This is a genomic window from Kribbella alba, assembly GCF_039529635.1.
GTDB classification, from domain to species: Bacteria; Actinomycetota; Actinomycetes; order Propionibacteriales; family Kribbellaceae; genus Kribbella; species Kribbella alba.
In genome coordinates, this window is sequence record NZ_BAAANE010000013.1 from 12,685 (window position 1) to 39,558 (window position 26,874).

At 67.8% G+C, this 26,874-nt stretch carries 26 protein-coding genes; 6 read left to right on the forward strand and 20 right to left on the reverse strand.

Translation table 11 applies throughout. The features are described 5' to 3' along the window. Window positions 1–33: 33 nt before the first annotated feature. Window positions 34–537 (reverse strand): DinB family protein, encoded by a 504-nt coding sequence (locus ABD210_RS29905; protein WP_344116050.1) that lies wholly within the window; start codon window positions 535–537, stop codon window positions 34–36. Between the two features lie 58 nt (window positions 538–595). Beyond that, window positions 596–2,023, reverse strand: coding sequence for an AAA family ATPase (locus tag ABD210_RS29910; RefSeq protein WP_344116052.1), 1,428 nt, complete (start codon window positions 2,021–2,023; stop codon window positions 596–598). A gap of 218 nt (window positions 2,024–2,241) precedes the next feature. Here ABD210_RS29910 and ABD210_RS29915 point away from each other — a divergent pair, with 218 nt between their 5' ends. Continuing rightward, window positions 2,242–3,057: an LLM class F420-dependent oxidoreductase gene (locus ABD210_RS29915; protein WP_344116054.1), complete on the forward strand. Its 816-nt coding sequence runs from the start codon at window positions 2,242–2,244 to the stop codon at window positions 3,055–3,057. 111 nt (window positions 3,058–3,168) lie between these two features. Beyond that, window positions 3,169–3,774, forward strand: coding sequence for a peptide deformylase (def, locus tag ABD210_RS29920; RefSeq protein WP_344116056.1), 606 nt, complete (start codon window positions 3,169–3,171; stop codon window positions 3,772–3,774). Window positions 3,775–3,807: 33 nt separating this feature from the next. On the opposite strand, the gene ABD210_RS29925 is transcribed toward def, so the two are convergent. After that, window positions 3,808–4,821, reverse strand: a complete 1,014-nt coding sequence (locus tag ABD210_RS29925) for an alpha/beta hydrolase (protein WP_344116057.1) — start codon at window positions 4,819–4,821, stop codon at window positions 3,808–3,810. A gap of 215 nt (window positions 4,822–5,036) precedes the next feature. Between ABD210_RS29925 and ubiG the strand changes: the two genes are divergently transcribed. After that, window positions 5,037–5,813 carry a bifunctional 2-polyprenyl-6-hydroxyphenol methylase/3-demethylubiquinol 3-O-methyltransferase UbiG gene (gene ubiG, locus ABD210_RS29930; protein ID WP_344116058.1) on the forward strand — a complete coding sequence of 259 codons (777 nt, stop codon included), beginning with the start codon at window positions 5,037–5,039 and terminating at the stop codon, window positions 5,811–5,813. A gap of 28 nt (window positions 5,814–5,841) precedes the next feature. On the opposite strand, the gene ABD210_RS29935 is transcribed toward ubiG, so the two are convergent. The 5 genes from ABD210_RS29935 to cobT are packed head-to-tail and all read right to left on the reverse strand — an operon-like array spanning window position 5,842 to window position 10,125. Then, the gene (locus ABD210_RS29935) at window positions 5,842–6,408 is read right to left on the reverse strand and encodes a P-loop nucleotide/nucleoside kinase family protein (protein ID WP_344116060.1); all 567 of its coding nucleotides are present in this window, start codon (window positions 6,406–6,408) and stop codon (window positions 5,842–5,844) included. Between the two features lie 49 nt (window positions 6,409–6,457). Continuing rightward, the gene (locus tag ABD210_RS29940) at window positions 6,458–6,985 is read right to left on the reverse strand and encodes a GNAT family N-acetyltransferase (protein ID WP_344116062.1); all 528 of its coding nucleotides are present in this window, start codon (window positions 6,983–6,985) and stop codon (window positions 6,458–6,460) included. A gap of 17 nt (window positions 6,986–7,002) precedes the next feature. Then, window positions 7,003–7,815 carry a TrmH family RNA methyltransferase gene (locus tag ABD210_RS29945; RefSeq protein ID WP_344116063.1) on the reverse strand — a complete coding sequence of 271 codons (813 nt, stop codon included), beginning with the start codon at window positions 7,813–7,815 and terminating at the stop codon, window positions 7,003–7,005. Window positions 7,816–7,855: 40 nt separating this feature from the next. After that, entirely contained in the window at window positions 7,856–9,076 is a 1,221-nt protein-coding gene (cobA, locus tag ABD210_RS29950; RefSeq protein ID WP_344116064.1) for a uroporphyrinogen-III C-methyltransferase, read from the reverse strand. Beyond that, window positions 9,073–10,125 (reverse strand): nicotinate-nucleotide--dimethylbenzimidazole phosphoribosyltransferase, encoded by a 1,053-nt coding sequence (cobT, locus tag ABD210_RS29955; protein ID WP_344116065.1) that lies wholly within the window; start codon window positions 10,123–10,125, stop codon window positions 9,073–9,075. Before cobT ends, cobA begins: the two co-directional genes overlap by 4 nt. A 146-nt stretch (window positions 10,126–10,271) precedes the next feature. Between cobT and ABD210_RS29960 the strand changes: the two genes are divergently transcribed. Further along, a complete protein-coding gene (locus ABD210_RS29960) occupies window positions 10,272–10,802 on the forward strand; it encodes a YbhB/YbcL family Raf kinase inhibitor-like protein (protein ID WP_344116067.1) in 531 nt (176 codons plus the stop codon). Window positions 10,803–10,863: 61 nt separating this feature from the next. Here the strand turns inward: ABD210_RS29960 and ABD210_RS29965 are convergent, their stop codons facing one another. Genes ABD210_RS29965 through ABD210_RS29975 form a run of 3 tightly spaced genes read right to left on the reverse strand, consistent with a single transcriptional unit; the run spans window position 10,864 to window position 14,014 of the window. Next, the gene (locus ABD210_RS29965; RefSeq protein ID WP_344116069.1) at window positions 10,864–11,748 is read right to left on the reverse strand and encodes a carbohydrate ABC transporter permease; all 885 of its coding nucleotides are present in this window, start codon (window positions 11,746–11,748) and stop codon (window positions 10,864–10,866) included. After that, on the reverse strand, window positions 11,748–12,734 hold the full coding sequence (locus tag ABD210_RS29970; protein WP_344116071.1) for a carbohydrate ABC transporter permease: 987 nt from the start codon (window positions 12,732–12,734) through the stop codon (window positions 11,748–11,750). The genes ABD210_RS29965 and ABD210_RS29970 overlap by 1 nt, the downstream gene beginning before the upstream one ends. Continuing rightward, on the reverse strand, window positions 12,731–14,014 hold the full coding sequence (locus ABD210_RS29975; protein WP_344116074.1) for an ABC transporter substrate-binding protein: 1,284 nt from the start codon (window positions 14,012–14,014) through the stop codon (window positions 12,731–12,733). Before ABD210_RS29975 ends, ABD210_RS29970 begins: the two co-directional genes overlap by 4 nt. A 338-nt stretch (window positions 14,015–14,352) precedes the next feature. On the opposite strand from ABD210_RS29975, the gene ABD210_RS29980 reads away from it, so the two are divergent. Next, the gene (locus ABD210_RS29980; protein WP_344116076.1) at window positions 14,353–14,910 is read left to right on the forward strand and encodes a TetR/AcrR family transcriptional regulator; all 558 of its coding nucleotides are present in this window, start codon (window positions 14,353–14,355) and stop codon (window positions 14,908–14,910) included. Here ABD210_RS29980 and ABD210_RS29985 read toward each other — a convergent pair whose 3' ends face one another. Then, window positions 14,911–17,055: a 3-hydroxyacyl-CoA dehydrogenase NAD-binding domain-containing protein gene (locus ABD210_RS29985; RefSeq protein WP_344116078.1), complete on the reverse strand. Its 2,145-nt coding sequence runs from the start codon at window positions 17,053–17,055 to the stop codon at window positions 14,911–14,913. Next, window positions 17,052–18,278: an acetyl-CoA C-acetyltransferase gene (locus tag ABD210_RS29990; RefSeq protein WP_344116079.1), complete on the reverse strand. Its 1,227-nt coding sequence runs from the start codon at window positions 18,276–18,278 to the stop codon at window positions 17,052–17,054. The genes ABD210_RS29985 and ABD210_RS29990 overlap by 4 nt, the downstream gene beginning before the upstream one ends. Window positions 18,279–18,400: 122 nt before the next feature. Between ABD210_RS29990 and ABD210_RS29995 the strand changes: the two genes are divergently transcribed. Next, entirely contained in the window at window positions 18,401–19,165 is a 765-nt protein-coding gene (locus tag ABD210_RS29995; RefSeq protein ID WP_344116080.1) for a MerR family transcriptional regulator, read from the forward strand. 2 nt (window positions 19,166–19,167) lie between these two features. On the opposite strand, the gene ABD210_RS30000 is transcribed toward ABD210_RS29995, so the two are convergent. The 7 genes from ABD210_RS30000 to ABD210_RS30030 form a co-directional block, all read right to left on the reverse strand. Further along, window positions 19,168–19,443 (reverse strand): DUF6510 family protein, encoded by a 276-nt coding sequence (locus tag ABD210_RS30000; RefSeq protein ID WP_344116082.1) that lies wholly within the window; start codon window positions 19,441–19,443, stop codon window positions 19,168–19,170. Further along, complete coding sequence (locus ABD210_RS30005; RefSeq protein WP_344116083.1) at window positions 19,440–20,192, reverse strand: ferredoxin reductase; 753 nt, start codon at window positions 20,190–20,192, stop codon at window positions 19,440–19,442. The genes ABD210_RS30000 and ABD210_RS30005 overlap by 4 nt, the downstream gene beginning before the upstream one ends. Beyond that, window positions 20,162–20,758 carry a sulfite oxidase-like oxidoreductase gene (locus ABD210_RS30010; protein WP_344116085.1) on the reverse strand — a complete coding sequence of 199 codons (597 nt, stop codon included), beginning with the start codon at window positions 20,756–20,758 and terminating at the stop codon, window positions 20,162–20,164. The genes ABD210_RS30005 and ABD210_RS30010 overlap by 31 nt, the downstream gene beginning before the upstream one ends. Before the next feature lie 53 nt (window positions 20,759–20,811). Then, a complete protein-coding gene (locus tag ABD210_RS30015; protein ID WP_344116086.1) occupies window positions 20,812–21,954 on the reverse strand; it encodes an acyl-CoA dehydrogenase family protein in 1,143 nt (380 codons plus the stop codon). Window positions 21,955–21,997: 43 nt separating this feature from the next. Further along, window positions 21,998–23,119, reverse strand: a complete 1,122-nt coding sequence (locus tag ABD210_RS30020; RefSeq protein ID WP_344116087.1) for a CaiB/BaiF CoA transferase family protein — start codon at window positions 23,117–23,119, stop codon at window positions 21,998–22,000. Between the two features lie 504 nt (window positions 23,120–23,623). Then, the gene (locus ABD210_RS30025; RefSeq protein WP_344116088.1) at window positions 23,624–25,090 is read right to left on the reverse strand and encodes a cobyric acid synthase; all 1,467 of its coding nucleotides are present in this window, start codon (window positions 25,088–25,090) and stop codon (window positions 23,624–23,626) included. 69 nt (window positions 25,091–25,159) lie between these two features. Further along, a complete protein-coding gene (locus ABD210_RS30030; protein ID WP_344116089.1) occupies window positions 25,160–26,794 on the reverse strand; it encodes an MFS transporter in 1,635 nt (544 codons plus the stop codon). Between the last annotated feature and the right edge of the window lie 80 nt (window positions 26,795–26,874).

The following is a 26,874-nucleotide window of genomic DNA, read 5'->3' on the forward strand; positions in this document are numbered from 1 at the left end:
GGGAGGATCGTCAGGTCCGTCAAGCGGCGCAGGTCATTCGCCGGTGGAGCCGTCCAGGCGCTCGCGGAGGAGGTCGGCGTGACCGTTGTGCCGGGCGTATTCCTCGATCATGTGGGCGAGCACCCAGCGGAGCGTGAAGCGGGTGCCTTCGTCCTCGCCGACATCGCCTGGCGCCAGGTCTGCGATCACCGCGCGGGCCTTGTCGACAGCCTCGTCGTACCGGCGCAGGTCATCGGCGTATGCGGCCGGATCGAGGCCTGTCCAGTCAGCGTTTGGGCTCTCGGGTGAGGAGTAGGCGTAGACGACCGGCTCGTCGGTGAACGTGCCGACGAACCAGCCGATCTCGACCTCGGTGAGGTGCCGGACCAACCCGTGCAACGTCATCCCCGACGGCTCGACCGCCGCGGTGCCGAGTTGCTCGGGGGTCAGCCCCTCGCACTTCCACCGGAGCGTGGCGCGCTGGAAATCCAGGAAGGCGGTCAGCGTTTCCTTCTCCCCGGCTTCCGTGGGCGGATCGGGTCTTCCGTTCAGGTCCATGCCGGGAACCTACCCGCCACATCCGACAGTTCCGGCCGACGCCGACCGGCTCGCCTGGCTACCGGCCCGTCCAGAGGCCGGGTGAAGGCCCCGGCTCTGCGGGTGGTGGGTAGATCGACGCTGCGCGGCCCGCCTCCGCACCACCCAGAAGACGCCGGGTGAGGGCGTCGCGGCTGGAGAGGAGATCCTCGGCTGCCGCGCGGAGTTCCGTGTCGCCGGGGACGGAGCGGTTCTCAGCGGCGAGCAGCACAACCCGCCGTACGAGCTCCTTGGCAAAGGAGGCAGTGGTTCCCTCAGTCATGGCGACGACCTCGTCGACAACCTCAGGGCTGAGGTCCAGCGCGGGTCCGTAGAGCGAGAGCAGGCGAGCTCGGCCGGCCGCGTCGGGCAGCGGAATCTCGACGGCCAGATCGACCCGGCCGGGGCGCTGGCTCAGCGCCGGTTCCAGCAGATCGGCGCGGTTGGTCGTCAGCAGGAACGCGACATCCGCCTCCTCGGTCAGGCCGTCCATCTCGTTCAGCACCTGGAACAGCAACGGCCCTCCCCCGTGCGTGAAATCGCGGGACTCCGCCACCAGGTCGCAGTCCTCCAGCACCACGAGCGCCGGTTGCAGCAGCCGCGCCAAGGCGCAGGCCTCACCGATGAACCCGATGCTCGTTCCCGCGAGCAGCACGACCGTGAACTGCGGCAACCGCGACAGCAGGTATCGCACGGTATGGGTCTTCCCGGTCCCCGGCGGCCCGTACAACAACACACCGCGCCGCAGATGCTGACCCGCCTCGAGGAGAAACTCCCGGTGTTCCGCGATGCCGATCACCTCGCGCTCGACCCGCTCCAGTACGCCGTCCGGCAGCACCACGTCGTCCCTCGCGATCTCCGGTCGCGGGTGCAGGCGGAACGGTCCGACGCCCTGGCCGAATTCGTGCCCCTCGAAGGAGATCACCTGGCCGCGGAACACGTTGTGCTCGCGGATCAGCTCCGGCAGCGCCGTCAGGAAGCGCTCTCCGGCTTGTTTGCTGACGGCAAGGACCTCCAGGTCGACAGTGCCTCGGCCGTACTGCGGGTTGGCCGCGCGCAGCAACCCGACGTACCGGTCGTCGCCCTGGCGGCCGAGGTAGAAGCCGACTGCGACGCAGTCCATCTCCTCGTCGACCGCGATCGAGATCCGCTGGTAGTCCACCGCGCCGACCCCGAACCGCTGCAGCTCGAGCAGCTCGGACAGCGAGTGGTGCCCGCGGTCCGATCCCTTCAGCCCGATCACCTCGAACTCGTCGAACCACGCCTCGATCGCGAGCTGCACGTTCGGCAGGTCGAACGACGGGAACGAGGAGGCGACCACGGGCAAACCCTCCGGGTCCACACCGAGATGCGCCAGGAAGCGATCTCTCAGGTTCTCCCGGGCGTTCCTGGCCGGCGGCAACTGCATCCGCTCCAGAAACCCGTTGAACAGCCGCGCGAACTCCTCGATCTCATCCGGCTCCGACATCCGCACCCCTTGGTCGACCCGTCGCCGCAGCTTCGCTACGGTCCCTGGGCTCAGCATGGCGGTCCGGGGTGTCAGGCCGCAGCACGCCGGCGGGCCGGCACGCCCTGTACCCCGCTACGCAGCACGATGCCTGCGGTGCCTGCAAGGTTGCGGTTCTCCGCTGCTCGAATGGTGGCCGTACCGGAGGAGCCTCCGATCTGGCGTATAGGCTTTCCACCATGACATCGACTGAGTCCACTGCCCGTCCGTACGGCGCCTTCCCGGTGCGGATCGGCGTTCAGGTTCAGCCCCAGCACGCCGAGTACGCCGACATCCGGCGGACCGTCGCCGCGGCCGAGGAGATCGGCGTCGACGTGGCGTTCAACTGGGATCACTTCTATCCCCTGTCCGGTGAGCCGGAGGGTCTGCACTTCGAGTGCTGGACCATGCTCGCGGCCTGGGCCGAGGCCACCGAGCGGGTCGAGATCGGTGCCCTGGTCACCTGCAACTCCTACCGCAACCCCGACCTGCTCGCCGACATGGCCCGCACGGTCGACCACATCAGCGACGGCCGGCTGATCCTCGGCATCGGCTCCGGCTGGTTCGAGAAGGACTACGACGAGTACGGCTACGAATTCGGCACCGCGGGCGGCCGGCTGGACGCCCTCGGCGAGGCGCTGCCGCGGATCGAGCAGCGCTGGACCAGGCTCAACCCGGCACCGACCCGGGACATCCCGGTGCTGATCGGTGGTGGCGGTGAGAAGAAGACGCTGAAGCTGGTCGCCCAGCACGCGAACATCTGGCACGGATTCGGCGACGCCGAGACGATCGCGCACAAGCACGACGTACTGGACGCCCACTGCAAGACCATCGGCCGCGACCCGGGCGAGATCGAGCGGTCGGCCGGCGTCGGCGCGAAGACCCCCGAGGAGCTCGGCAAGTCGCTGTTCGACGTCGGCACCCGGCTGTTCACCGTCAGCACCTCCGGCCCCGACTACGACCTCGGCCTGCTCCGCGACTGGGTCGCCTGGCGCGACGACGTCAACCAGTCCTGACCCAACCCCCCCGTTGCGTAAGCCCTTGCGTCCGAAGTACCGGAGGTCCTGCCCTCCGGTACTTCGGACGCAAGCGTGGGGGCGGCGGCTCGCTTCGCTAGGATTTCGGGCATGTCTACGCTGCCTACGAACGGTTCGGTGCTGCCCATCACGCGGTGGGGCGAAGATGTCATGCACCGGCTGAACAAGCCCGTCACCGAGTTCGGCGACGAGCTGCACCGACTGGTCGCGGACATGGTCGCGACGATGAACGCCGCCGAGGGTGTCGGCCTGGCCGCGAACCAGGTCGGCGTCGACCTCCAACTGTTCGTCTTCGACTGCCCCGACAAGGACGGCAACCGCGTCCAGGGCGTCGTCTGCAACCCGGTGATCGAGCTCCCGGAGGGCAAGGACCGCCAGCTGGACGAAGGCGAGGAAGGCTGCTTGTCCCTGCCTGGTGCGTTCACCAAGTGCGCCCGCCCGGACTGGGCCCGCGTCACCGGCGTCGATGAGAACGGCGAGCCCGTCAGCTACGAGGGCAGCGGTCTGCTCGCCCGTTGCCTGCAGCACGAGACGGACCACACGCAAGGCACCGTCTTCGGCGACCGGCTCTCCCGCAAGTACCGCAAGCGCCTCTTCGCCGAGGCCGAGGAACTCGCCCCCGACTACCCCGCCGACTGGCCCGTCTCCCCCGTGCTCAACCAGGAAGAGCACACCGACGAAGGCCTCAACGCCTGACCCTGCCGCCCATGGCTTGGCCGCCCGCCACAGCTAAGCGGCACGCTCGCAATGGCCGGCGGTCCCCAGGGCACAGAGCAGCAACGGCAGGGAGCGATGCAGCTCCCGCTCCCAGTACGGCCAGTTGTGCACCCCCGGCCCGTAGAAGTCAGTTGCCACCCGTACTCCGGCCTGCCGGAGGCGGGGAGCCACCAGGTGGTTCATCTCGTTGATCTGAGCCTCGAGCTCGTCGAAAGGCTCGCCTGGAGGTTCGAAGGGGCCCGCTGTGCCGTCACCACTGGACATGAACACGTAGGTGGATCGCAGTCGCTTGGCGAGGTAGTAGGGATCGTGCGCCTGCCAGATCCCGCGCTGAGCGACCGGGTCTCCCCAGAGCGCCAGCGGGTCCTCGCCGAAGTCCTCCTGCATGAACCCCATCATTCCTTCCGGCCAGCCGTCGTACAGCGGATGCACCACGCCGCTGTAGCTCGCGGCTGCGCGGAACATGCCGGGGTTGCGCCCGGCGTACGACAGAGCGCCCAAACCGCCCATCGACAGGCCGGCGACAACCCGTTTCTGCCCCGCGCCGTAGTCGTGCTCCAGCAGCACGCGAAGCTCGCGGGTGTGGAAGGTCTCCCAGGCCGGCGGGCCACCCTCGCCGTGGTTCCACCAGTCGCTGTACCAGCCGACGGCCCCTGCTTCGGGCATCACGACAAGCACGTTGCGAAGCTGAGCCAGCTCCTCCACGTCGGTCTGCAATGTCCAGCTTTCATAGGTGTCGCAACAGCCATGCAACAGGTAGAACACCGGCCAGCTGTCGCTCTTCCGCCGCTGTGTCCACCCGTCAGGCGTCAGCAGCCGCACCTTCGCAGTCCGGCCGAGCGCGGGTGACTGGATGGTGAGGTCCACCAGACGCGGACCGACCTGCTCTTCAGCGACGACCCGTGCGCCGCCTCGGCGCGCCTGTTCCACCTGGTCCGCATCACCTGCCGCAGCGGCTGCCGGGACGACCCCGATCACCAGGGCCAACAGCAGGACACCGACAGAACGACCGCTATGACGGAACATGACGTCACTCCCCAGCGCTGGTTCGACGCGAGGCGGCCCGTCCCTGTACCAACGCGCCCCGACACGACGCAGATCCAAACACCGTACGCATCCACCCGCCGGTTGTCGCCGGTGAACGCCCTCGATTCCGCCGCTGGCAGGTAGTTGCCAGGCGGAGCCATGGGTTCTCACCCCCCGCTGTGGATGCTGTAGTGGTATCGAGGCGGTGGAGCCAGGTGGAGATCGACAACGAGGTGTACGACCGGCTGGGGGACGGTTGGTGGGACGAGGACAACCTGCTGAACGCACTGCAGGGAAGCTTCACGTCCGGGAGGTTCGCCTACTTCCGCGAGATCCTGGAGCGGCTGGGACGCGAGCCGTTGGGGCTGAGGGTTCTCGACATCGGTTGTGGCGGCGGGTTCATGGCCGAGGAGTTCGCCCGGCTCGGCTGCCGGGTTGTCGGCATCGATCCGTCCCCAGTGTCGATCCGCGCCGCCCGGCGTCACGCCGCCTCGGCAGGGCTCCACATCGACTACTTCGTCGCGTCGGGTGAACGTCTGCCCCTGCGTGACTCGACCTTCGACGTCGCGTGTTGCTGCGATGTCCTTGAACATGTCTCGGACCTGGAGTTGGTGATCAGTCAGACAGCCCGAGTGCTCACGGGGGACGGGGTTTATCTGTTCGACACCATCAACCGGACGAGGGCCAGCAGCCTGCTCGTCATCAAGGTCATGCAGGAGTGGCGCCTCACCAGGTTCATCGACACCCCACTGCACGTCTGGGACCTGTTCGTCACGCCGGGCGAACTGGCTCTCGTTCTCCAGCGGCACGGCATGCAACTGGACGAGATCACCGGCTTGGGGCCGCGCACGACCAAATTCGGTGCCCTGATGGACTTCGCCCAGTTCAGACGAGGCCGCGTGACGTACGGCGAGCTGAGCCGCAGGATGAACGTCGGCCAGGTGAAGCGAACCGGCATCTCCTATATGGGTTTCGCGACCAAGAGCGCCTGAACAAGCGGCCAGTCCTGCGGGCAGGTGGTTACCAGACGGAAGACCTGAGGTCGTTCGCCAGGATCTGCTCGACCGATTCCTCCGGGGTCTGGCCGGTTGTATCGAGCCAGAGACCGCGTTGAGGAGTTTCCGCCAGGGCCTCGCGGAAGGACGCGACGGCCCCGGCCAAGCTCATGCCGGGCTCCTGCCAGTCCCGGTACGAGTTGGCGCCGCGGCCGAGCTCGCGCTCGACGATCGCGTCGACAGACGGGTCGAGGACGACCAGGTGAGCCTCGGCGACACCGGCGAACGATTCGAGCCAGCGGGTGACGTCGTCGCCGAACATGATGTCGGAGCAGACGAAGTCGAACCCGGCCTCGAGGTAGTGCCGCGCCACGAGCGCGCTCGCGTCGTACCGGAGTCGCAGCTGGCGAACCGCCTCCGGGTCCGGTTGCGGCGTCATCCCGACCTCGCCGGCGACAACCGCGTGATAGAAGACGTCGCCGTCGATCGTCGCTGCCGGTGGTCCGAGGCGGCTCGCCAGCAACGGCCCGATGGTGGACTTACCAGCAGCCTGCATCCCGGTAACCAGCACGACCTTCGGCACAAAGACCATCCCACCACAGCCGTCCAACGGTTTTCCCGCCGATGAGCAGCCGACAGCGTTAATGCTGGTGGTGCCAGATTTCGGCGGTGATGGAGTAGATGACGGCGTCGAAGGGAATGCCGTCCTCTTCGAGTTCGGCGGCGTGATCGAAAGTCATGCCCAGGCGCTGCATCACCGCGATGCTGCGGGCGTTCGGCGCATCGGTGATGGAGATGACGCGGGGCAGGTCGAGCTCCACGAAGGCGTGCTCCAACCACGACGACGCGGCTTCAGTGGCATAGCCGTGGCCCCAGTGTTCGCGCGCCAGGCGCCAGCCGAGCTCGAGCTCATCCGGATACCACGGCTCCCGCTGCAGTCCGCAGGCGCCGAGGAACGCCCCGTCGGATCGTCGCTCGATCGCAAGGAATCCGATGCCCTCAGCAACATACTGCCCGTTCACCGCGTCCGCGATCGCGTCGGACTCCCCTCGCGACAACGGACGTCCGCCGAGGAACTCCATCACGTCCGGATCAGCGTTCAAAGCGGCCCAGTGCGGCAGGTCCTCGTCCCGGAACGGCCTCAGCACCAACCGGCCCGTAGTACGCATCGAACCCTCCACAGCCGTCAGGGTCGCGTGGCGTAGAAGGCGACCGCTGCCGACGATGCCACGTTCAGGGAGTCAACCCCACCGGCCATCGGGATCCGCACCGTCACATCTGCCCGATCGAGGACGTGTTTCTTCAGCCCATGCCCTTCCGTCCCGAAGATCAGCGCCAGCTTCTCGTGCCGCGCCGCCACGAGCTCGTCGAGGCTGATCGACTCGTCGGTCAACGCGAGCGCCGCGGCCACGAATCCCCTGTCCTGCAAGCGTCGCAGGTCATCAGGCCACGACGAGAGTCGCGTCCACGGCACCTGGAACACCGTCCCCATCGACACCTTCACAGACCGCCGGTAGAGCGGATCGGCACACGTCGGCGTCACCAGCACCGCGTCCACCCCCATCGCCGCGGCCGCGCGGAACCCCGCACCCACGTTCGTGTGGTCCACGATGTCGTCGAAGATCGCGATCCGCCCATGCCTTACTCCGTCGAGCAGCGCGTCGAGATCCGCGGCAGGCCGACGCCTGTACGACGCCAGTGCGCCGCGGTGCACGTGGAACCCGGTGACCTGCTCGGCGAGTTCCTCGGAGACAACGTAAACAGGTGCCTCCGGCCACTTCTCCAACACGTCCCGCAGGGATTCCAGCCAACGCGGCGCGAGCAGGAACGAGCGAGGCTCGTATCCCGCTTCGGCCGCCCGGCGGATCACCTTGTCGCCCTCGGCGATGAACAGCCCGTGCTCCTCCTCGAGCAGCCGGCGCAGATTCACCTCGCGCAGTTGCACGTAGTCGGCCAGCCGGCCATCGTCCGCGGCGGAGATCGGCACCAACGGACTCATCCGGCAACCACTCGACCGGCAACCACCCGACCGGCCGCCATCACCGGCGGACCAGAGCTGCGACCTCGACGACGTTGCCGATGACAACGATCGCGGGAGCGCCGACGCCATTGTCCGCCATCGCCGACGCGATTCCACCGAGATCGGCGGAGATCATCCGCTGACCGGGAAGGGTGCCGTCGGCAATCGCCGCGGCCGGCGTGGAAGCCGGACGACCGAACCGGATCAGCGTCTCGGTGATCGCCGCGAGATTCTCGACCGCCATCAAGAGGACGAGCGTGCCCTGCAACTGAGCCAGCGCTTCCCAGTTGATCAGCGAATCAGGGTGCCCGGGCGGAATGTGGCCCGAGACAACGGTGAACTCGTGCGTCACGCCGCGATGCGTGACCGGGATCCCCGACACCGCCGGCACCGAGATGGAACTGGTGATGCCAGGGACGACGGTCCACGGGATCCCTGCCTCGGCGCAGGCGATGGCCTCCTCGAAACCGCGTCCGAAGACGTAGGGATCGCCGCCCTTGAGGCGCACGACCATCTTGCCCTGCTTGGCGCGATCGACCAGGATCCGGTTGATCTCCTCCTGCTGGGCGGACCGACCGCGCGGGAGCTTCGCCGCGTCGATCAGTTCGACGTCCGGGTGCAACTCCTCCAGCAGCGGTTGCGGCGCGAGGCGGTCCGCGACGACCACGTCGGCCTCGGCGAGCAGGCGACGCCCGCGCACGGTGATCAGATCCGGATCCCCCGGTCCGCCGCCGACCAAGTAGACGCCGGGATGCTTGTCCACCGAGTCCCGAGCACCGAGCGCACCGGTCCGGAGCCCCTCGAGGATCGCGTCGCGCACCGCGGCCGACCGGCGATGGTCGCCGCCGCCCAGGACGCCGATCGTCACCTGATCGTGCTGCCCGGAAGCAGGCGTCCAGGCCGTCGCGCGGGACCGGTCGTCGGAGCGCACGCAGAAGATCCGCCGCTCCTCGGCCTCGGCCGACACCTGATCGTTGACCGACGCATCATCCGTCGCGACGACGACGTACCACGCGCCATCCAGATCCCCGGCCTGATAGCCGCGCGCGATCCAGCGCAGGTCCGGGTTGGTCAGCAGACCCTCGATGGTCGGCGTGATCGCCGGCGAGATCACCTCGATCCGCGCACCCGTCTCGAGCAGGCGCGGCAACCGCCGCTGGGCGACTCCTCCACCGCCGACCAGCACCACCCGGCGCCCGGTCAGCACCAGCCCCGACAAGTACGGCGCCGGCTCGGTCACGCGCCGTCTCCGGAAGCGATCCCTGCCGATTCGAAGGTCGCCATCTCGGCCAGTGCCCGAACGGCGCACGTGAGGATCGGATAGGCCAGCACTGCGCCCGTCCCCTCCCCCAGCCGCAGGTCCAGATCCACGAGCGGCTGCAGGCCGAGCGTCTTCAACGCGATGGCGTGACCCGGCTCGGCCGAGCGGTGTCCGGCGACGCAGTAGTCGATCGCCGCCGGGTGGAACGCCTGCGCCACCAGCGCCGCGGCTCCCGCGATCACCCCGTCGAGGATCACCGGCACGTGGTTCGCGGCTGCGCCCAGGATGTACCCGGCGAGTGCGGCGTGCTCCAGCCCGCCGTACGCCGAGAGCGCTCCCTGCGGATCTGAGGCCGGCACGTCGTGCAACCTCAGGGCCGCGGCCACAACCTCGGTCTTGTGCGCCAGGGTGGCGTCGTCGATCCCGGTCCCCCGGCCCGTCACCTCCTCAGCGGTCGCGCCGGTGAAGGTGGCGATGAGCGCAGCTGACGCGGTGGTGTTGGCGATCCCCATGTCCCCGGTCAACAGGCAGCGGTAGCCGTCCCGGAGCAGCTTCTCGGCGAGCTCGAACCCGACCGCGACCGCGGCCACCACCTCTTCCGGGGAGAGGGCTTTCTCCTCCGAGAGATCCCGGGTGCCAGGGCGGACCTTCGCATGCACGATGTCCAGCTCGGCGACGTCCGATGCCACGCCGACGTCGACTACGCGGACGTCGACCCGGTTGTTGGCGGCGAAGGCGTTCACCGCGGCGCCACCGGCAGCGAAGTTCGCCAGCATCGCGGCGGTCACCTCCTGCGGCCAGGGCGACACGCCCTGAGCGTGCACGCCGTGATCGGCGGCGAAGACTGTGACGGCAGCCGGCGACGGTACCGCGGGCGGGCAGCTCGCAGTCATCCCGGCGACCCGGATCGAAAGGTCCTCCAGCACACCAAGTGATCCGGCCGGTTTCGTCAGTGCGAGCTGACGCTCCGTCGCGGCCCGCATCGCCGCCTCGTCCGCCGGGCCGATCCTGGCCAGGTACTCCTCCACCGCAGGTCCCTCCACTCACGTCACGGCCGTCCGGACACGGCCAGCACGATCTTCGCATCTCCCGGCGCGGCCCGGGCCGGGGCCCGTTCGGTCTGGACAGTACTGTCGGAATCACCACACGTCGCAAGATTGCGGAGGATCACCAGATGTCGCTCGATCGGCCAGTCGCACCGGATCCGTACGAACTCCTCCCGAAGGCCGGGTCGTTCACCGTCACCAGCACCGACGTCGCCGACCGGGAGCCGCTCGGCGATGACTTCGCCTTCGCCGGCGGCAACAAGTCGCCGCAGCTCAGCTGGGAGGGCTTCCCGGAGCAGACCAGAGGCTTCGTCGTCACGTGCTTCGACCCGGACGCCCCCACGCCGTCCGGCTTCTGGCACTGGGTGCTGGTCAACCTCCCGGCCACCGTCACCGAGCTGCCGACCGGCGCCGGCGCGACCCAGCGGCTCGACAACGGCGCCTTCCACGTCCGCAACGACTACAGCGTCAAGTCGTACGGCGGTGCCGCCCCGCCGGCCGGCGACCGCCCGCACCGCTACTACTTCGTGGTGCACGCGATCGACATCGAGGCCCTGGATGTCGACGACGAGGCGAGCGCGGCCGTGGTGAGCTTCAACCTGGCGTTCCACACGCTGGCGCGGGCGATCATCACCCCGACCTACCAGGTCACCGAGTAGCCGAGGCGGCGGGGAGCCGGTCAGGGGCTCCCCGCCGCGGTTCGGGCGGCTGGCTGTACTGCTAGTCCTTGATGCCGGACTGGGTGACGCCCTGGATCAGGTAGCGCTGGAGGAACGCGAAGATCAGCACCAGCGGCAGGATCGAGACGGCCGCCGCCATGAACAACTCGTGGATGTTGACCGTCTGGGCCGTGATGAAGGTCGACATCGCCACCTGGACAGTCCAGGACGACGAGTCCTGGCCGATCACCAGCGGCCAGATGAACGAGTTCCAGTTGCCGATGAAGGTGATCGCCGCGATCGCCGCGAAGAACGGCAGCGAGTTCGGCACCACGATCCGCCAGAAGGTCGCGAAGTATCCCGCCCCGTCGACCCGGGCCGCCTCTTCCAGCTCACGCGGGAAGCCCAGGAAGTACTGCCGGAACAGGAATGTCGCGAATCCACTGAACAGGGTCGGGATGATCAGGCCGCGCAGAGTGCTGACCCAGCCCAGCGACGAGACCACGATGAAGCTGGGGATGAAGCTCACCGCGGCGGGGATCATCAGTGTCGCCACGATCGCGTAGAACACCTTGTCGGCGTGCTTGTACGGGATCCTGGCCAGCCCGTATCCCGCCATCGAGGCGAGCAGCAACTGCCCGCCCGTGCCGAGGATGCCGACGACCGCCGAGTTGTAGAGCGCTCGCGCCATCGGCACGTTCTGGTCGTTGAACAGTTCGGTGATGTTCCCCCACTGCAGATTCGTCGGGAAGAACTTCCAGGTCGGCGCGGTGATGTCCGCCTCGGTCGACAAGGCGTTGCGCAGTACGAGGTAGAACGGGATCAGGAACAGCAGTCCGGCGAGGATGAGCGCGATCCAGCGCAGGACCGAGCCGACCACCCCTGCTGGGCTGCGGGTGTACCCGATCGGCTGCGGCGTTCCGGCGGTTCTCTCGATGGCCGCCATCAGTCGTTCGCCCTCCCGAAACCGAAGATCTTGTTCTGCAACAAGGTCAGCACCATGATGATCACCGCCAGGATCAGCGCTCCCGCACTGCCGTGGCCCAGGTCCTGGATCGATCCCAGCGAGATGCTGTACAGGTAGACCAGCGGCGGCCGGGCGAAGTTGACGTTGCCGATCAGGTTGTAGAACTCGTCGAACGCCTGGTAGGCCGCGATCAGGTTGAGCAGCAGTACTGCGACCGAGGTGGCTCGCAACTGCGGCAGGGTGATGTAGCGGAAGGTCTGCCACCCGGGCTTGGCTCCGTCGACGTACGCCGCCTCGTAGAGCACCGGCGAGATCCGCTGCAGTCCGGCGACGAACAGGATCATGTAGAAGCCGAGCTGCAACCACAGCCGGACCGTCACGAGCGGCACCCAGTACCAGGGCGGGTCGACCGTGGAGAGCCAGGCGATCTGGTCGGCGCCGAACCAGCCGAGCACCGTGTTGGCCAGGCCGAACCGGACGCCGTTGAAGATCGACAGCCTCCAGATCAGCGAGGCGACCACATACGAGCAGGCGGTCGGCAGGAAGAACACCGAGCGGAAGAACGCCCGGGCGATCTTCACCTGGTTCACCAGCAGCGCCAACGCGAGCGCAAGCACGAAGGTCAGCGGCACGATGAAGATCGCGAAGATCGAGAAGGTGCCCAGGCTGGAAAGGAAGTTGTGGTCGGTCAGCATGTCCACGTAGTTCCGCAGACCGACGAACTTCGTCGGCGTCACCGTGTTCTGGGCGTCGAAGAAGCTCAGAACCAAGCTCCAGATGATCGGCAGGTACGAGAAGACCAGCATGCCGATCACGAACGGCCCGACGAACACCCAGAACCACAAGGTGTTGCCACGGATCCCCGACTTGGGTTTCCTCCCGGCGACCCGGGCAGCGCTCCTTGTCGCGGCCGCCCTGTCCGCCTCGCCGGCCTCGGCGTCCCGGGTGGCAGACCTGGTGCTCACCCGAAGAGCCTCGACAACTCGGTCGTCACGGTCTTGTCCGCCTTGGCGAGCTCGGCTGCCGGGTCTGCACCCTTGCGGATCACGTTGGTGAGCATGTCGCTGAAGGCGGTGCCCATCTTCGGTGTCCAGGCCGGCAGGTCGACGACACCGAAGTCCTTGTTCAGCTTGACCACCTCGGCCGCGGGGCCGGTCTGCAGCTTGGTCGCCTTGGCGGCGAAGCTCGTCCGCGGCGGAATGTGGAAGCCGTAGTTGAGGTTCCAGTCCTCCTGGTCCGCGGGGTTGTCGACCCACAGCCACTTCACGAAGGCCTTCGCGGCATCGATGTTCGGGCTCTTGGCCGAGACGAAGGTGGACCAGCCGCCGGACGGCATCGCCTGCTTGCCCTGGGCATCGAGCTTCGGATAGGGGAAGACGCCGAAGTCGTCGCCGAGCGCCTTCTGGATCGCGGGCATCGCCCACAGGCCGCACCACTGCATCGCCGCCAGGCCCTGGACGAACGCGCCCGGATCCCACCAGTCGGCCGGGGCGCCGAGCAGTACGCTCTTGCTGGCGAACAGTTCGTGCAACTTCCCGAATGCCTGAGCCGCCCGCGGGTCGTTGAAGCCTGGCTTGTTGTCCTTGTCGAGGTAGGCGCCGCCGGAAGACCAGAGCGCCGGACCGCCGACGATGACACCGCCATCGTTGCCGATGTAGATGCCCTTCACCTTGTTGGTGGTCAGCGCCTTGGACGCCGCGATCAGGTCGTCGACCGTCTCCGGTGGCTTGATCCCGGCCTTGTCGAACAGGCTCTTGCGGTAGTAGAAGACCTGCGGGTCGTCGATCATCTTGATGCCGTAGAGCTTGCCGTCGATGGTGTTCGTGGTCAGGTCGTTCGGGTTGAAGTCGGCCTTGGCGTCGCCGAGGATGTCGTCCAGCGGCACGACCTGGTTGCTCTTCACCATCGCGATGTTGAGCTGGGTCTCGAACACGTCCGGGCCGTTGCTCGACAGCAGCCCGGAGGCGAGCTTCGCGGCATAGTCGCCCGGCACCCACTGCACGGCGACATTGGCATCCGGGTAGGCCTTGGCGTACCTGAGCGCGGCTTCCTTCGTCCCGGTCTCGCCGTACTGGTGGTACCACTGCGACAAGTTGGCCTTGCTCCCACCCCCACCCCCCGAGCTGGCGGGTCTACCGGTGTTGCTGCCGCACGCCGCGGCGAAGGCGGCCAGGGCAGCGAGGCCACCAGTGCGCTTGAGCAGATCGCGCCGGGACATCCCGGCGGGCGGAAAGTGAGCAGGCATGGATCACACCTCCGAAAGCGGCGCCGCGGACCTTGCGGCGCGAGCGGTTCCGGACTTACTTAACAGTGTCAAGCATCTCCGGTTTCGCACACGTTACAACTAAGTCCAACATCACAACAGTGCGGACAAGGTGACAGTTCGGGCACGGCGCGATCCGGACGGTTAGGTTCCACGAGGTTGAACCGGTGAATCGTCCGAGAAGTTTCCCGAGCCCGAAAGCTCCGCTTTGTGGGATGAGCAACCCAATTCGAGCTACCATCGAACTCGTGGAAGACAGCAGGAACCAGGGAAGGCAACTCACGGCAAAGGGGCAGGCTACTCGTGCCCGGATTCTTGCGGTGGCGGCTGAGCTGGTGCTGAGGAACGGCGTCGCGGGGACCCAGATCGAGGACGTGCGGAAGGCGGCCGGGGTCAGCGGATCGCAGATGACGCACTACTTCCAGGACAAGCGAACCCTGATCAAGGACGTCATCACCTGGCAGGCCGACGCCACGGTCGAGACTCATCACAGGCCTGAGCTCGGAGAGCTGGATACGTTCGCCGCCTGGCGCAACTGGGCCGAGCTGATCACGCAGCAGCAGGTCGGCCGCGGCTTCCAGGGCGGGTGCGACTTCGGTTCGCTCGCGGGACAGCTGGTCGAGTCCAGCCAGGAGACCCGCTCCGATCTGGCCGACGGGTACGAGCGGCTACTCCGGCTGTTCCGCCGGGGCCTGCAGGCGATGCGCGACCGCGGTGACCTCCGCGAGGACGCCGATCCCGACGCCCTCGCTCACGCCCTGCTCGCGGCTATGCAGGGCGGCATCCTGCTGAGCCAGACCCTTCGCCGCGCCGCCCCACTTCGCGACTCGTTCGACGCGGCACTGACCCAGCTCGAGAGCTTCGCGACCGACCACTGATCAGGCGAACTTCTCGCCCGCGTCGGCCTTGCGGACAAGGAGTGCCGGGGGCTCGAACCGCGATCCATAAGCCGCGGCGAGTTCGCGGGTCCGGGCGACGAAGCCTGGAAGGCCACCCTCGTAGGCATTGATGTACTGCAACGTACCGCCGTGCAGCGGGGGAAACCCGATGCCGAAGATCGAGCCGATGTTGGCGTCGGCGACAGAGCGCAGCACGCCCTCGTCGAGGCACTTCACCGTTTCCAGCGACATCGCGAACGCCATCCGCTCCTGCAGATCAAGCAGCGGCACCTCGACCTCCGCACGGACGAAGTGCTCCCAAAGCCCCGGCCACAGCTGCTTGGGGCCGTCCGCCGGATAGTCGTAGAACCCTGCTCCAGCAGCCTTTCCGCGCCGGTCGAACTCAGTCACCAGCCGGTCGGCGACGGCCATCCCCGGGTGATCGTCGAAAGCGCCGGCACTGTCGCCTGCGGCGCGGGCGGCGTCGCGGATCTTCATCGGCAGAGTCAGCGTCACCTCGTCCAGCATCGCCAGCGGCGGCGCCGGGAACCCCAACTGGGTCGCGGCCCGCTCGATCGTCACCGGGTTGACGCCCTCGGCAACCATCGCGGCGCCCTCCATCACCAGCGTGCCGAACACGCGCGAGGTGAAGAAGCCGCGGCTGTCGTTCACCACGATCGGCGTCTTCTTGATCTGCCGGACCACGTCGTAGGCCTTGGCCAGCGCGCGATCCGAGGTCTTCTCCCCCACGATCAGCTCGACCAGCTGCATCCGGTCCACCGGCGAGAAGAAGTGCATCCCGATGAAGTCGTCCGGCCGGTCGATCCCGTCGGCCAATGAGGTGATCGGCAGCGTGGAGGTGTTCGAGCAGAGCAAGGCGTCGGGCTCGATCACGCCGGCGATCTCGGCGAAGACCTTCTGCTTCAGCTCCTCACTCTCGAACACTGCCTCGATCACCAGATCGCACCCGGCCAGATCGTTCGGATCGGCGGTCGGCGTGATCCGGCTCAGGAACTCCTCGACCTTGTCAACCGACATCCGGCCCTTCTGCACCTGCTTGGCGAGCAACTTCTCGGAGTAGGCCTTGCCCTTCTCCGCGGCCGCCGGCGAGACGTCCTTGAGGACCACCTCGATCCCGGCCTTCGCGCATACGTAGGCGATCCCCGCGCCCATCATCCCGGCGCCGAGCACCCCGACCTTGCGAGCCTGGTACTTCGGGACTTCGGCCGGGCGTGACGCGCCGGCGTTGATGGCCTGGAGCTCGAAGAAGAACGCGTTGATCATGTTCTTCGCGATCTGCCCGGTGGCCAGCGACACGAAGTACCGGGACTCGATCCGGCTGGCGGTGGCGAAGTCGACCTGGCTGCCCTCGACCGCCGCGCTCATGATCGCCTTCGGGGCAGGGTAGGGAGCACCCTTGAGCTGCTTGCGAAGGTTCGCCGGGAACGCGGGCAGGAACGCCGCCAGCTTGGGCGAAGCCGGAGTACCGCCCGGGATCTTGTAGCCGTCGCGGTCCCACGGCTGCTTGGCATCGCCGTCGTACGACTCGATCCAGCGGTAGGCGGCCGCCAGCAGTTCTGCGGCGGGAACCACCTCGTCGACGATACCGACCGACAGTGCATGCGAAGGCTTCATCCGTTGGCCCTGCAGCAGCACCTTCATCAAGGCGTCCTGCAGACCGAGTAGGCGGACCGTGCGGGTGATCCCGCCTCCACCCGGGAGCAGGCCGAGCGTCACCTCGGGGACGCCGAGCTCGATGCGGTTGTCGTCGGCAACGATCCGGTGGTGACAGGCGAGCGCGATCTCGAGGCCACCACCGAGTGCGGCACCGTTGATCGCGGCAACGACTGGTACGCCGAGCGTCTCCAGCACGCGGAGCTGACGCTTGACCTCCTCGACGGTCTCGAACACCTCGGCCGCGTCCTCCGGCTGGATCTGCGACAACATCTGCAGGTTGCCGCCGGCGAAGAAGGTCTGCTTGGCGCTGGTGATCACCACGCCCACCAGGTCGTTCTTCTCGGCCTGCAACCGCTCGACGGTCGACGCCATCGCGGCGAGGTACGTGTCGTTCATCGTGTTCGCCGAGGCCGCCGGGTCGTCCATCGTCAGCGTGACGATCCCGTTGGAGTTGATCCAGTCGATCATGCCGAAAGCCTCTCGATGATGGTCGCGACGCCCATTCCGCCGCCGACGCACAGGGTGGCCAGACCGTAGCGGAGCTCGCGGCGCTCCAGCTCGTCCAGCAGGGTGCCGATCAGGATGGCGCCGGTGGCACCGAGCGGGTGGCCGAGCGCGATCGCGCCGCCGTTGACGTTCACCTTCTCGTGCGGGACACCGAGATCGGCCATGAAGTGCAGCACGGCCGCGGCGAATGCCTCGTTCATCTCGAACAGGTCGATGTCGCCAACCTCCAGCCCGGCCTTGGCCAGCGCCTTGCGGGCGGCCGGTGCCGGGCCCGTGAGCATGATGGTCGGGTCGGCGCCACTGACGGCGGTCGCCACCACCCGGCCGCGTGGCGCCTGCCCGAGCGCCTCACCAGCCTTCTCATTGCCAACGGCAACCAGCGCGGCACCGTCCACGATGCCGGACGAGTTGCCGGCGTGGTGCACGTGATTGATCCGCTCGACGGTCACGTACTTCTCCAGCGCGACCGAGTCGAACCCACCATGCTCGCCGATCGCCGCGAACGACACCGGCAGCCCGGCAAGCGTCTCGACGGTGGTCCCTGGCCTCACCAGTTGGTCGTTGTCCAGAATCGGCAGGCCGTTGCGGTCGACCACCGGCACGACGGAACGGGTGAAGTACCCGTTGGCCCAGGCCTTCGCGGCTCGCGCGTGCGACTCCGCGGCGTACGCGTCGACATCGGTCCGGGAGAAGCCGTCGATCGTGGCGATCAGGTCCGCGCTGATGCCCTGCGGGATGAAGTTCGTCTGCAGCGCCGTCTCCGGGTCCATTGCCCAGGCGCCACCGTCGGAGGCCATCGGCACCCGCGACATCGATTCGACGCCGCCCGCCAGGATGAAGTCCTCCCAGCCCGACCGGACCCGCTGCGCGGCCTGGTTGACCGCCTCCAGGCCGGACGCGCAGAAGCGGTTGAGCTGGACGCCACCGGTGGTCTCGGGATAGCCCGCCGCGAGCACCGCAGTACGGGCGATGTCCATGCCCTGGTCGCCGATCGGGGTGACCACGCCCAGCACGACGTCGTCGATCGCGGTCGGGTCCAGCTCGGGGTGCCGCTCGCGCAATTCCGTCAGCAGACCGGTGATCAGCTGGATCGGTTTCACCTCGTGCAGGGCGCCGGCGGCTTTGCCCTTGCCTCGGGGCGTCCGGATCGCGTCGTACAAGAAGGCTTCGCTGGGTGTGCTCATGGTGATCCCGTCGGTCTGCCGCAGGGTGCCGGAAAATGCCGGAACGAATACTGTCCTGATGTGCCTGATTGTGACAGTGGTGGTGTCACAGTGGTCAAGTGGGGCCCACTATGATCTGCGCCATGCCGCTGTCGCCTGTTCCCGCCGCCGATCCGCCTGGCGAGCACGAGGCCACCCTGACCGTTGACGAGCTGTCGGCCAGGGTCGGGATGACGGTCCGCACGCTGCGGTTCTATGCCGGCCGCGGTCTGATCCCACCGCCCGTACGCCGGGGGCGCGTCGGGTACTACGGTCCTGAGCACATCGCGCGGCTCGACCTGGTCCGGGAGTTGCAGGCGCACGGGTTCACGCTTTCCGCGATCGAGGGCTACCTGGACCGGATCCCGGTCGACGCCACCCCGCAGGACATCGCGTTGCACCGCACCCTGCTGACCCCGTGGATGCGCGATCTGCCCGAGACGCTCGATCGCGCCGCCCTGGTCCGGCGTACCGGCCGGGAGCTCAGCGACGACGACATCGAGATGCTGGTCGCGCTCGGCGTGGTCGAGCCGACGCCTGACGAGGACGTCTTCCAGGTCGCGACGGCCCACCTCAGCCTGGGGGTGGAACTCCTCGATCTCGACCTGCCGGTGGAGGCCGTGCTGGACGCCGGGCGCATCTTCACCGACCACGGCCGGGCGATCGCCGAGGAACTCACCGAGGTGTTCCGGACCAAGGTCTGGCCGCACTACCGCGATTCGGGTGGTCCGCCCGAGCACATCCAGCAACTGGTCGAGCGGTTCAAGCCGGTCACGATCCAGGGCCTCGTGCTCGCCTACGAGCGGGCCGTCGGCGAGACCCAGCGCGACACCATTCGCCGTTCCCGTACCAAGCCGTCCCGGCGCTGACGCTAGTCGGAATTGGGAACGCGGAGGTAGGTGAGGCCGCGGAGGTCCAGGTAGGTGTCGGTTGGTCTGGACACGACTCGGAGCAAGACGTTGTCGCAGCCGCTGCAGCGGGCGACCATGCCCGGGGCGTCGAGATAGAGGCGCGCCTCCGCGAAGACGCCGGTCCGGCCGCAGCCCGCGCACTGCGCGATCGCCGTGGTCAGGTCGACGGCGAAGATCTCCCGCAGCGCACCCGCGGCCGCATTGCCATCCAGATAGGTCGGAACGTCCGCGGTCATCGTGATCCTCCTGTCGGTCCGAAGCGTTCGGTTCTCACCAGGGCCGGACTGTGCCCGGCCTCGACGAGCAGATCGGCCACCGTCTCCACGAACGGAGTCGGCCCGCACACGTAGATCGTCGGCTCCTCCTCCGGGGCGAAGGCGACCGCCTTCAACAACTCCGCGTCGACCCGTCCGACCCGCGGCTCCCCCGGCGGCGCTTCCCGCGTGTAGGCGAACGTCAGCGTGACGTCATCGGAGCTCGCCAGCTCCTTCAGGTCGTTCACGTAGATGACGGACGAAGGACGGCGTACCGAATACAGCAGCCTGGCGCGCGCAGCGCTCCCGACCGCGGCATGGGCACGCAGCATCGCCATCAGCGGCACGACGCCCGATCCCCCGCCGATGAGCTGGACCGGACCCGCCTGCTCGGGCTTCCACACGAACCAGCCACCGACCGGGCCGCGGACCTCCAGCGGATCACCGACCTTGAGCACGTCGACCAGGTACGGCGAGACTTCGCCGTCCGGGACCTGCTCCACGGTCAGCTCGATGGTGCCCCCGGTCCAGGCGGAGGCAAGCGAGTAGGACCGGGACGCGCGATACCCGTCGGGAGCGGTCAGGCGCACGTCGAGGTGCTGACCGGCCAGGTGACCCGGCCAGTCCGGTACGTCCAGGACCACGGTGCGGGCGGTCTCCGTCTCCGTGCGGATCTCGGTGACGGTGCCCACCTGCCAGGTCAGTCGCCCGCGTAGCGCTGTTCTTTCCATGGGTCTCCGTACTCGTGATACCCGACGCTCTCCCAGAAGCCGAGATCGTTCGTGTCGGACAGGACCAGGCCACGCACCCACTTCGCGCTCTTCCACAGGTACAGGTGGGGAACCAGCAGCCGGGCCGGTCCGCCGTGCTCCGGGACGAGCGGCTCCCCGTCGTACTCGTAGGCCACCCAGGCCTGACCGTCCAGCAGGTCTTCCAGCGGCAGGTTCGTGGTGTAACCGCCGTAACTGTGCGCCATCGCGAAGTCGGCCGCGGTCTCGACGTCGGCCAGCAGGGTGTCGAGCGAAACGCCCTTCCAGGTCGTGCCGAGCTTCGACCAGCGGGTCACGCAGTGCAGGTCGCGGGTGACGTCCTCCGCCGGCAGCTGCAGAAACGCGTTCCAGTCCCAGCGGGAGATCTCGCCGGTCTCGGTGGTGACCGTGAACTCCCAGTGCTCGGGGAGGATGTGCGGCGTCGGCCCGGCGGACAGCACCGGGAAATCGCGAGTCAGGTACTGCCCGGGCGGCAAGTCCGAACCACTCCGGCGGCGGCCGGTGAACCCCGGCGACACGATGCCCATCAGGGGACCCCCTCAACTGGAAGCGCTGAGGGAAGTCAACCACGAACGGGCCGTCAGATTCCCATCGTGCGGCCGATGATTTCCTTCATGATCTCGGTGGTGCCGCCGTAGATGGTCTGGATCCGGGTGTCCAGGTAGGCCTTGGCGATCGGGTACTCGGTCATGAAGCCGTAACCGCCGAACAACTGCAGGCAACGGTCGGCCACCTTCTTCTGCAGCTCGGTGGTCCACCACTTGGCCATCGCGGCGTCCGAGACGGTCAGCTTGCCCGCGTTCAGCTCCTCGATGCAGCGGTCCACGAACACCCGGGCGATCTGGGTCTCGGTGGCCAGCTCGGCCAGCACGAACCGGCTGTTCTGGAAGGACCCGATCGGCCGGCCGAACGCCGTCCGCTCCTTCACGTACCGCAGGGTCGTCTCGAGCATGCCCTCGCACGCCGCGGCTGCCACCACCGCGATGGTGAGGCGCTCCTGCGGGAGCTTCTCCATCAGGTAGATGAATCCCTTGCCCTCCTCGCCGAGCAGATTCGCCGCCGGCACCCGGACGTCGTCGAAGAACAGCTCCGAGGTGTCCTGAGCCTTCAGGCCGATCTTGTCCAGGTTCCGCCCGCGCTCGAAACCGTCCATGCCCCGCTCGACCACCAGCAGCGAGATGCCCTGGTATCCCGCCGCCGGGTCGGTCTTGGCGACCACGATCACGAGGTCCGCGAGGATGCCGTTGGAGATGAAGGTCTTCTGGCCGTTGAGCACGTAGTGGTCGCCGTCGCGGATGGCGGTCGTCTGGATCCCCTGCAGATCACTGCCCGCGCCGGGCTCGGTCATCGCGATCGCGGTGATCGTCTCGCCGCTGCAGAACTTCGGCAGCCAGCGCTGCTTCTGCTCCTCGGTGGCATAGTCGAGGAGATAGCCGGAGACGAGGTCCGCGTGGATGCTGAACCCGGGACCACTCGCCCGCGCCTTGGTGATCTCCTCGATCACGACCGTGTTGAACCGGAAGTCCCGCGCGCCACCGCCGCCGTACTCCTGCGGGATCATGAAGCCGAGCAGGCCCGCGTCGCCGGCCGCGGTCCACAGCTCGCGCGGAACGATGCCGGCCTCTTCCCAGCTCTCGTGATGCGGCACGATCTCCTTGTCGCAGAAGGCGCGCGCGGTCTCCCGGAACGCATCATGGTCGGCTTCGAAGAGGTGTCGCTCCACGGGCGGGTCTCCTGTCGTCGGTTGGTACTTCGAGCTGCGGATCTCAGGCTTGTACTGCGGCGCCGGAGGCGAGGAGCTCCTCGACGCCGGTGACTCCCCAGTCGGTCAGGGCATCGCGGGTGTGTTCGCCGGGCCGCGCGGGTGGCTGGGTCAGCTCGGATGCCGTCCGCGAGAACCTCGGTGCCGGGGCTGCCTGGCGGACGCCGTCCTTCTCGATGAAGATGCCTCGGGCAACAAGGTGCGGGTGGTCGCCGGCCAGCGGCAGGACCGGCGACACGCAGGCGTCCGAGCCGTCGAACACCTCGGTCCACTCGGCCTGCGTCTTCAGCGCGAACGTCTCCGCAAGGACCTTTTGAAGCTCCGGCCAGCTCGCCACGTCGTACCGATCCGGCGGGTTGATCCGTAGCAGGCGGATCAGCTCATCGTAGAACTGCGGTTCGAGCGCTCCGACGGCCATGAACTCGCCGTCCGAGGTCTCGTACACGTCGTAGAACGGCGCACCCGTGTCGAGCAGATTCGTTCCGCGCTCCTGCTTCCAGCTCCCACCGGCCAGCGCGCCGAGCAGCATCGTGGTCAGGTGAGCCGCGCCGTCCACGATCGCGGCGTCGACGACCTGCCCGCGCCCGCTCCCCCGCGCTTCCACCACCGCGGCCAGTACGCCGACCACCAGGTACAGGGATCCCCCGGCGAAGTCGCCGAGCAGATTCGCGGGCACCTGGGGTGGTCCGCCCGCCCTGCCGATCAGGTGGAGCGCGCCGGACAAGGCGAGGTAGTCGATGTCGTGCCCGGCCGTCTGCGCGAGCGGGCCGTCCTGACCCCAGCCCGTCATCCGGCCGTACACCAGCTTCGGGTTGACCGCGTGACACTGCTCGGGGCCGAGCCCGAGCCGCTCAGCCACACCCGGCCGGAATCCCTCGACCAGGACATCGGCTTCCGCGACCAGCTGGAGTACCGCGTCGACCGCGGCCGGGTTCTTCAGATCCAGCGCGACACTGCGGCGTCCCCGATTGACCAAGTCGAGTTCAGGCGGCCCGAACGCGAGCCCGCCGCCGGGACGGTCGATCCGCAGCACCTCGGCGCCGAGCTCCGCCAACATCATGCAGGCGAACGGCGCCGGCCCGATCCCGGCCAGCTCGACGACCTTCACCCCACTCAGTGGACCCATGCCAGCATTGTGACAGTCCAACTGTCACAGTAGTCAAGTCACAGTCCGCATCACCCGGCCGGTCCCAGGCATTTGCCGGCTTGGTGATACCGGTGGTCGGCGTCCTCGGAGCAGCTCAGAGGTGTAGCCACGAGTCCGCGTCACACGTCGGCTCATTCCTCGGGTGGAACCGGCGACTTTGTGCACGGCTCAGCCGTTTCCCGGGCGAGGAAATGCGCGAGCCGTGCACAAAGTGGCCCGGATCGGCCGGTTCCCGGGCCGCGGTGTACCGACCGACAGGAGGTAGTCGCCACCCCGGGCCAAGGTTGCGCCTGGAGCAGCGGTCCGGACACCGGATCGGGCCACTACGTCCTGTCGGTCGGTACACCCCGGTCGCCATCATGACTCGATCAAGCCGAACCGGACTACTAGCTCAAGCCCTCCACCTTCGCGAGCAGCACAGCCCGGCCCTCGCGCAGCTTGTTGTGCAGTTCCGCCTTGATGTCCGTCGTCAGGTCAGCCTCCCTAACCCGGTGCGCCAGGTGGGATGAAGGGGAGCCCGGCACCCGGACCGTTCTCGATCAGGGCCAGCAGAGCGGTGGTGTCGAGGTATTCGTCGATGGCGTCGGCCAGGCGGTCGAGCCGGGACTCGCGAAGAGCGGCGAAGGACACTGTGCCGTCGGGAGCCGGTCTGCCTGTCAGCGACGCGACCTCGGCGAGGAACGCGTGCCGGGCACGGTCGTCGTCGAGCAACCCGTGCCAGATCGTCCCCCACACCACCCCGGACCGGCACCCACCCGGGAACTCCGTCGCCTCCCCGACGACGCTCACGTCGCCATGATGAATCTCGTACGCCGTGGGTGCCGGGCGGGCCAGGATCTTCGACACCGCGAACTCGGTTGCCACCGGCAACAAGCCCAGGCCGGTGTGGCTGCCGCCGCCCTCGACCCCGTGCGGGTCCTCGATCGCTCCTCCGAGCAACTGGTAGCCACCGCAGATGCCGAGCACAGGACGCCCCGCCGCAACTCGCGCGACCACCGCATCGGCCAGGCCGGTCGAGCGCAGCCAGGCCAGGTCGGAAGTCGTCGCCCGCGACCCCGGCAGCACCACCAGATCGGCATCGCGGACCTCGGCCGGACTGGCCGTGAAGAACACGCTCGTGGTCGGTTCGACGGCGAGCGCGTCCAGGTCGGTGAAGTTGCTGATCCGTGGGAAACGAACCACCGCGACGGTCAGGACCTCCGAAGTACGGGGGTCCGAGGCGCGGCGGGCCGGGATGTCCAGAGCGTCTTCCGAATCGAGCCACAGATCGGGCAGCCACGGAAGGACGCCGTACGTCGGCCGGCCGGTGACGCCGGTCAGCATGTCGACGCCCGGCTGCAGGAGGGAGGCATCGCCGCGGAATTTGTTGACGATGAAGCCGCTGAGCAGGCCCTGGTCAGCCGCGGAGAGCAGCGCGACCGTGCCGAACATCGAGGCGAACACCCCGCCTCGGTCGATGTCTCCGACCACCACGACCGGGGCCCGGGTGTGCTGGGCCAGCCCCATGTTCACATAGTCGGACTGGCGCAGATTGATCTCGGTCGGACTCCCCGCACCTTCGCTGATGACCACGTCGTACCGCGAGGCCAGGTCGTCGTATGCGGCGAAAGCGGCCTTCGCGAGTTCGGCACGCTCGGTCAGGAAGCCGCGGGCGGTGAGTTCACCCCACGGCTCCCCCATCAACACGACGTGACTGCGGCGGTCGCTGCCGGGCTTGAGCAGCACCGGGTTCATCGCAGCCTCGGGTTCCGCCCCGGCCGCCACGGCCTGGATCCACTGGGCCCGTCCGATCTCGGCGCCATCCGCACAGACCATCGAGTTGTTCGACATGTTCTGCGCCTTGTACGGCGCCACCCGGACACCTTGCCGGGCCAACCACCGGCAGAGCCCGGTCACTACAGTCGTCTTGCCCGCGTCGGACGTAGTACCGGCAACCAGCAGTGAGCCCACCCGGTGATCTTAGTTTCGGCCCCGGCTGCAGAGCTCAGCACCCTGCTGAGCTCTGCAGCAGCGGGCGTCTCAGCTGGACGGCGGCCGGTCCGGCGGATTCCCGCTCGGAGGCTGTGCACCCGCGTCTGCCGGCGTCTGCTGTCCCTGTTGGTCGGGCGGCAGGACCGGGGTGATGCGACGGCCCTGGGCATCCGTGCTCGGGAGGCGCGGAGCTGTGCCCTGGAAGCGGGTCGCGCCCGCGGCCGCCCGGGCAGACAGCGGCGTCGCGACGTTCTCGAGTGACTGGCCCTCCGCGTCGACGCCGAAGAACCAGGCGATCAGGCCGCCGATCACCATCACCACCGCGCCGATGATGTAACCGACCGTCAACGGCCCACGGGCCGGATTGTCGCCCGAACCGATCAGCGACGCGAACAGGAACGGTGCCACAACTCCACCAGTGAGCTGTGAGATGGCGAAGAAGAACGAGATCGCCTGACCGCGGAGCTCGATCGGGAAGATCTCGCTCACCGTCAGGTAGGCCGACGACGCGCCTGCCGAGGCGAAGAAGAACACCACGCACCACAGGGCGGTCAACGTCGCTGCCGTCAGCGCGCCCGCGTTGAACAGCAAGGCGGTGATGAACAGCACCACGCCCGCGATCGAGTAGGTCGCGAGGATCATCTTGCGACGCCCGATCGTGTCGAAGAAGTGCCCGAGCAGCAGCGGCCCGGCCAGGTTCCCGATCGCGAAGGGGAAGAAGTAGAGCGCGACACCGGAGTCGCTCAGGCCGAAGTACGTCTTCAGCACGAGGGCATAGGTGAAGAAGATCGCGTTGTAGAGAAACGCCTGGGTGACCATCATCGAGAACCCGAGGAACGACCTGCTGCGGTAGTCGCGCAGCATCACCCGGGCGATCTCGCGGTACGACACCGGCGGGTAGTCGACCACGTTGATCGCCTCGTCCGGCGAGACCTCGCGCAACTGACCGCCCTGCCGCCGGACCATCTCCTCGATCCGGTCGACGGTCCGCTCGGCCTCCTCGACCCGGCCGTGCGTCATCAGCCAGCGCGGGCTCTCGGGGATGTGCCGGCGCAGGTAGATGATGATCAGGCCCATCACCGGGCCGATCAGGAAGCACAGCCGCCAGCCCCACTCGATCGGCACCAGGTTCTTGTCCAGCAGGACCAGGCCCACCGCGGAACCGATCAGCGCACCGGCCCAATAGGTGCCGTTGACGCTGATGTCCACCCGGCCCCGGTACCTCGACGGAATCAGCTCATCGATCGCGGAGTTGATCGCGGCGTACTCACCGCCGATGCCCATCCCGGCGACGAACCGGCACAGCGCGATGGACCAGAAGTCCCAGGCCAGGCCGCCGGCGCCGGAGGCGACCAGATAGACCATCAGGGTGATGATGAACATGCTGCGGCGGCCCCACTTGTCGGTCAGTCGACCGAACAGCAACGCGCCGACGACCTCACCGGCCAGATAGATGGACGCCAGCAGACCGACCTGCGCGGTGGTCAGGCCGAGCGTCTCGGGTTCCTTCAGCACGTTGCCGACCAGCGACACCAGCTGGATCTCGAGGCCGTCGAGGATCCAGGAGACACCGAGGCCGACGATCACCATCCAGTGGAACCGGGTCCATGGCAATCGGTCCATCCGGGCCGGTACCAGACTCGGTATCGCCTTGCCTTCTTCCAACGCGTGTTCGCTGCTCATACCCCGCTCCTCCCGGCCGGCTCTGCAGTCCTGGAACAACCCGATACCCCGTACCCCTCGCGTTATGGGGTCCAAACCCA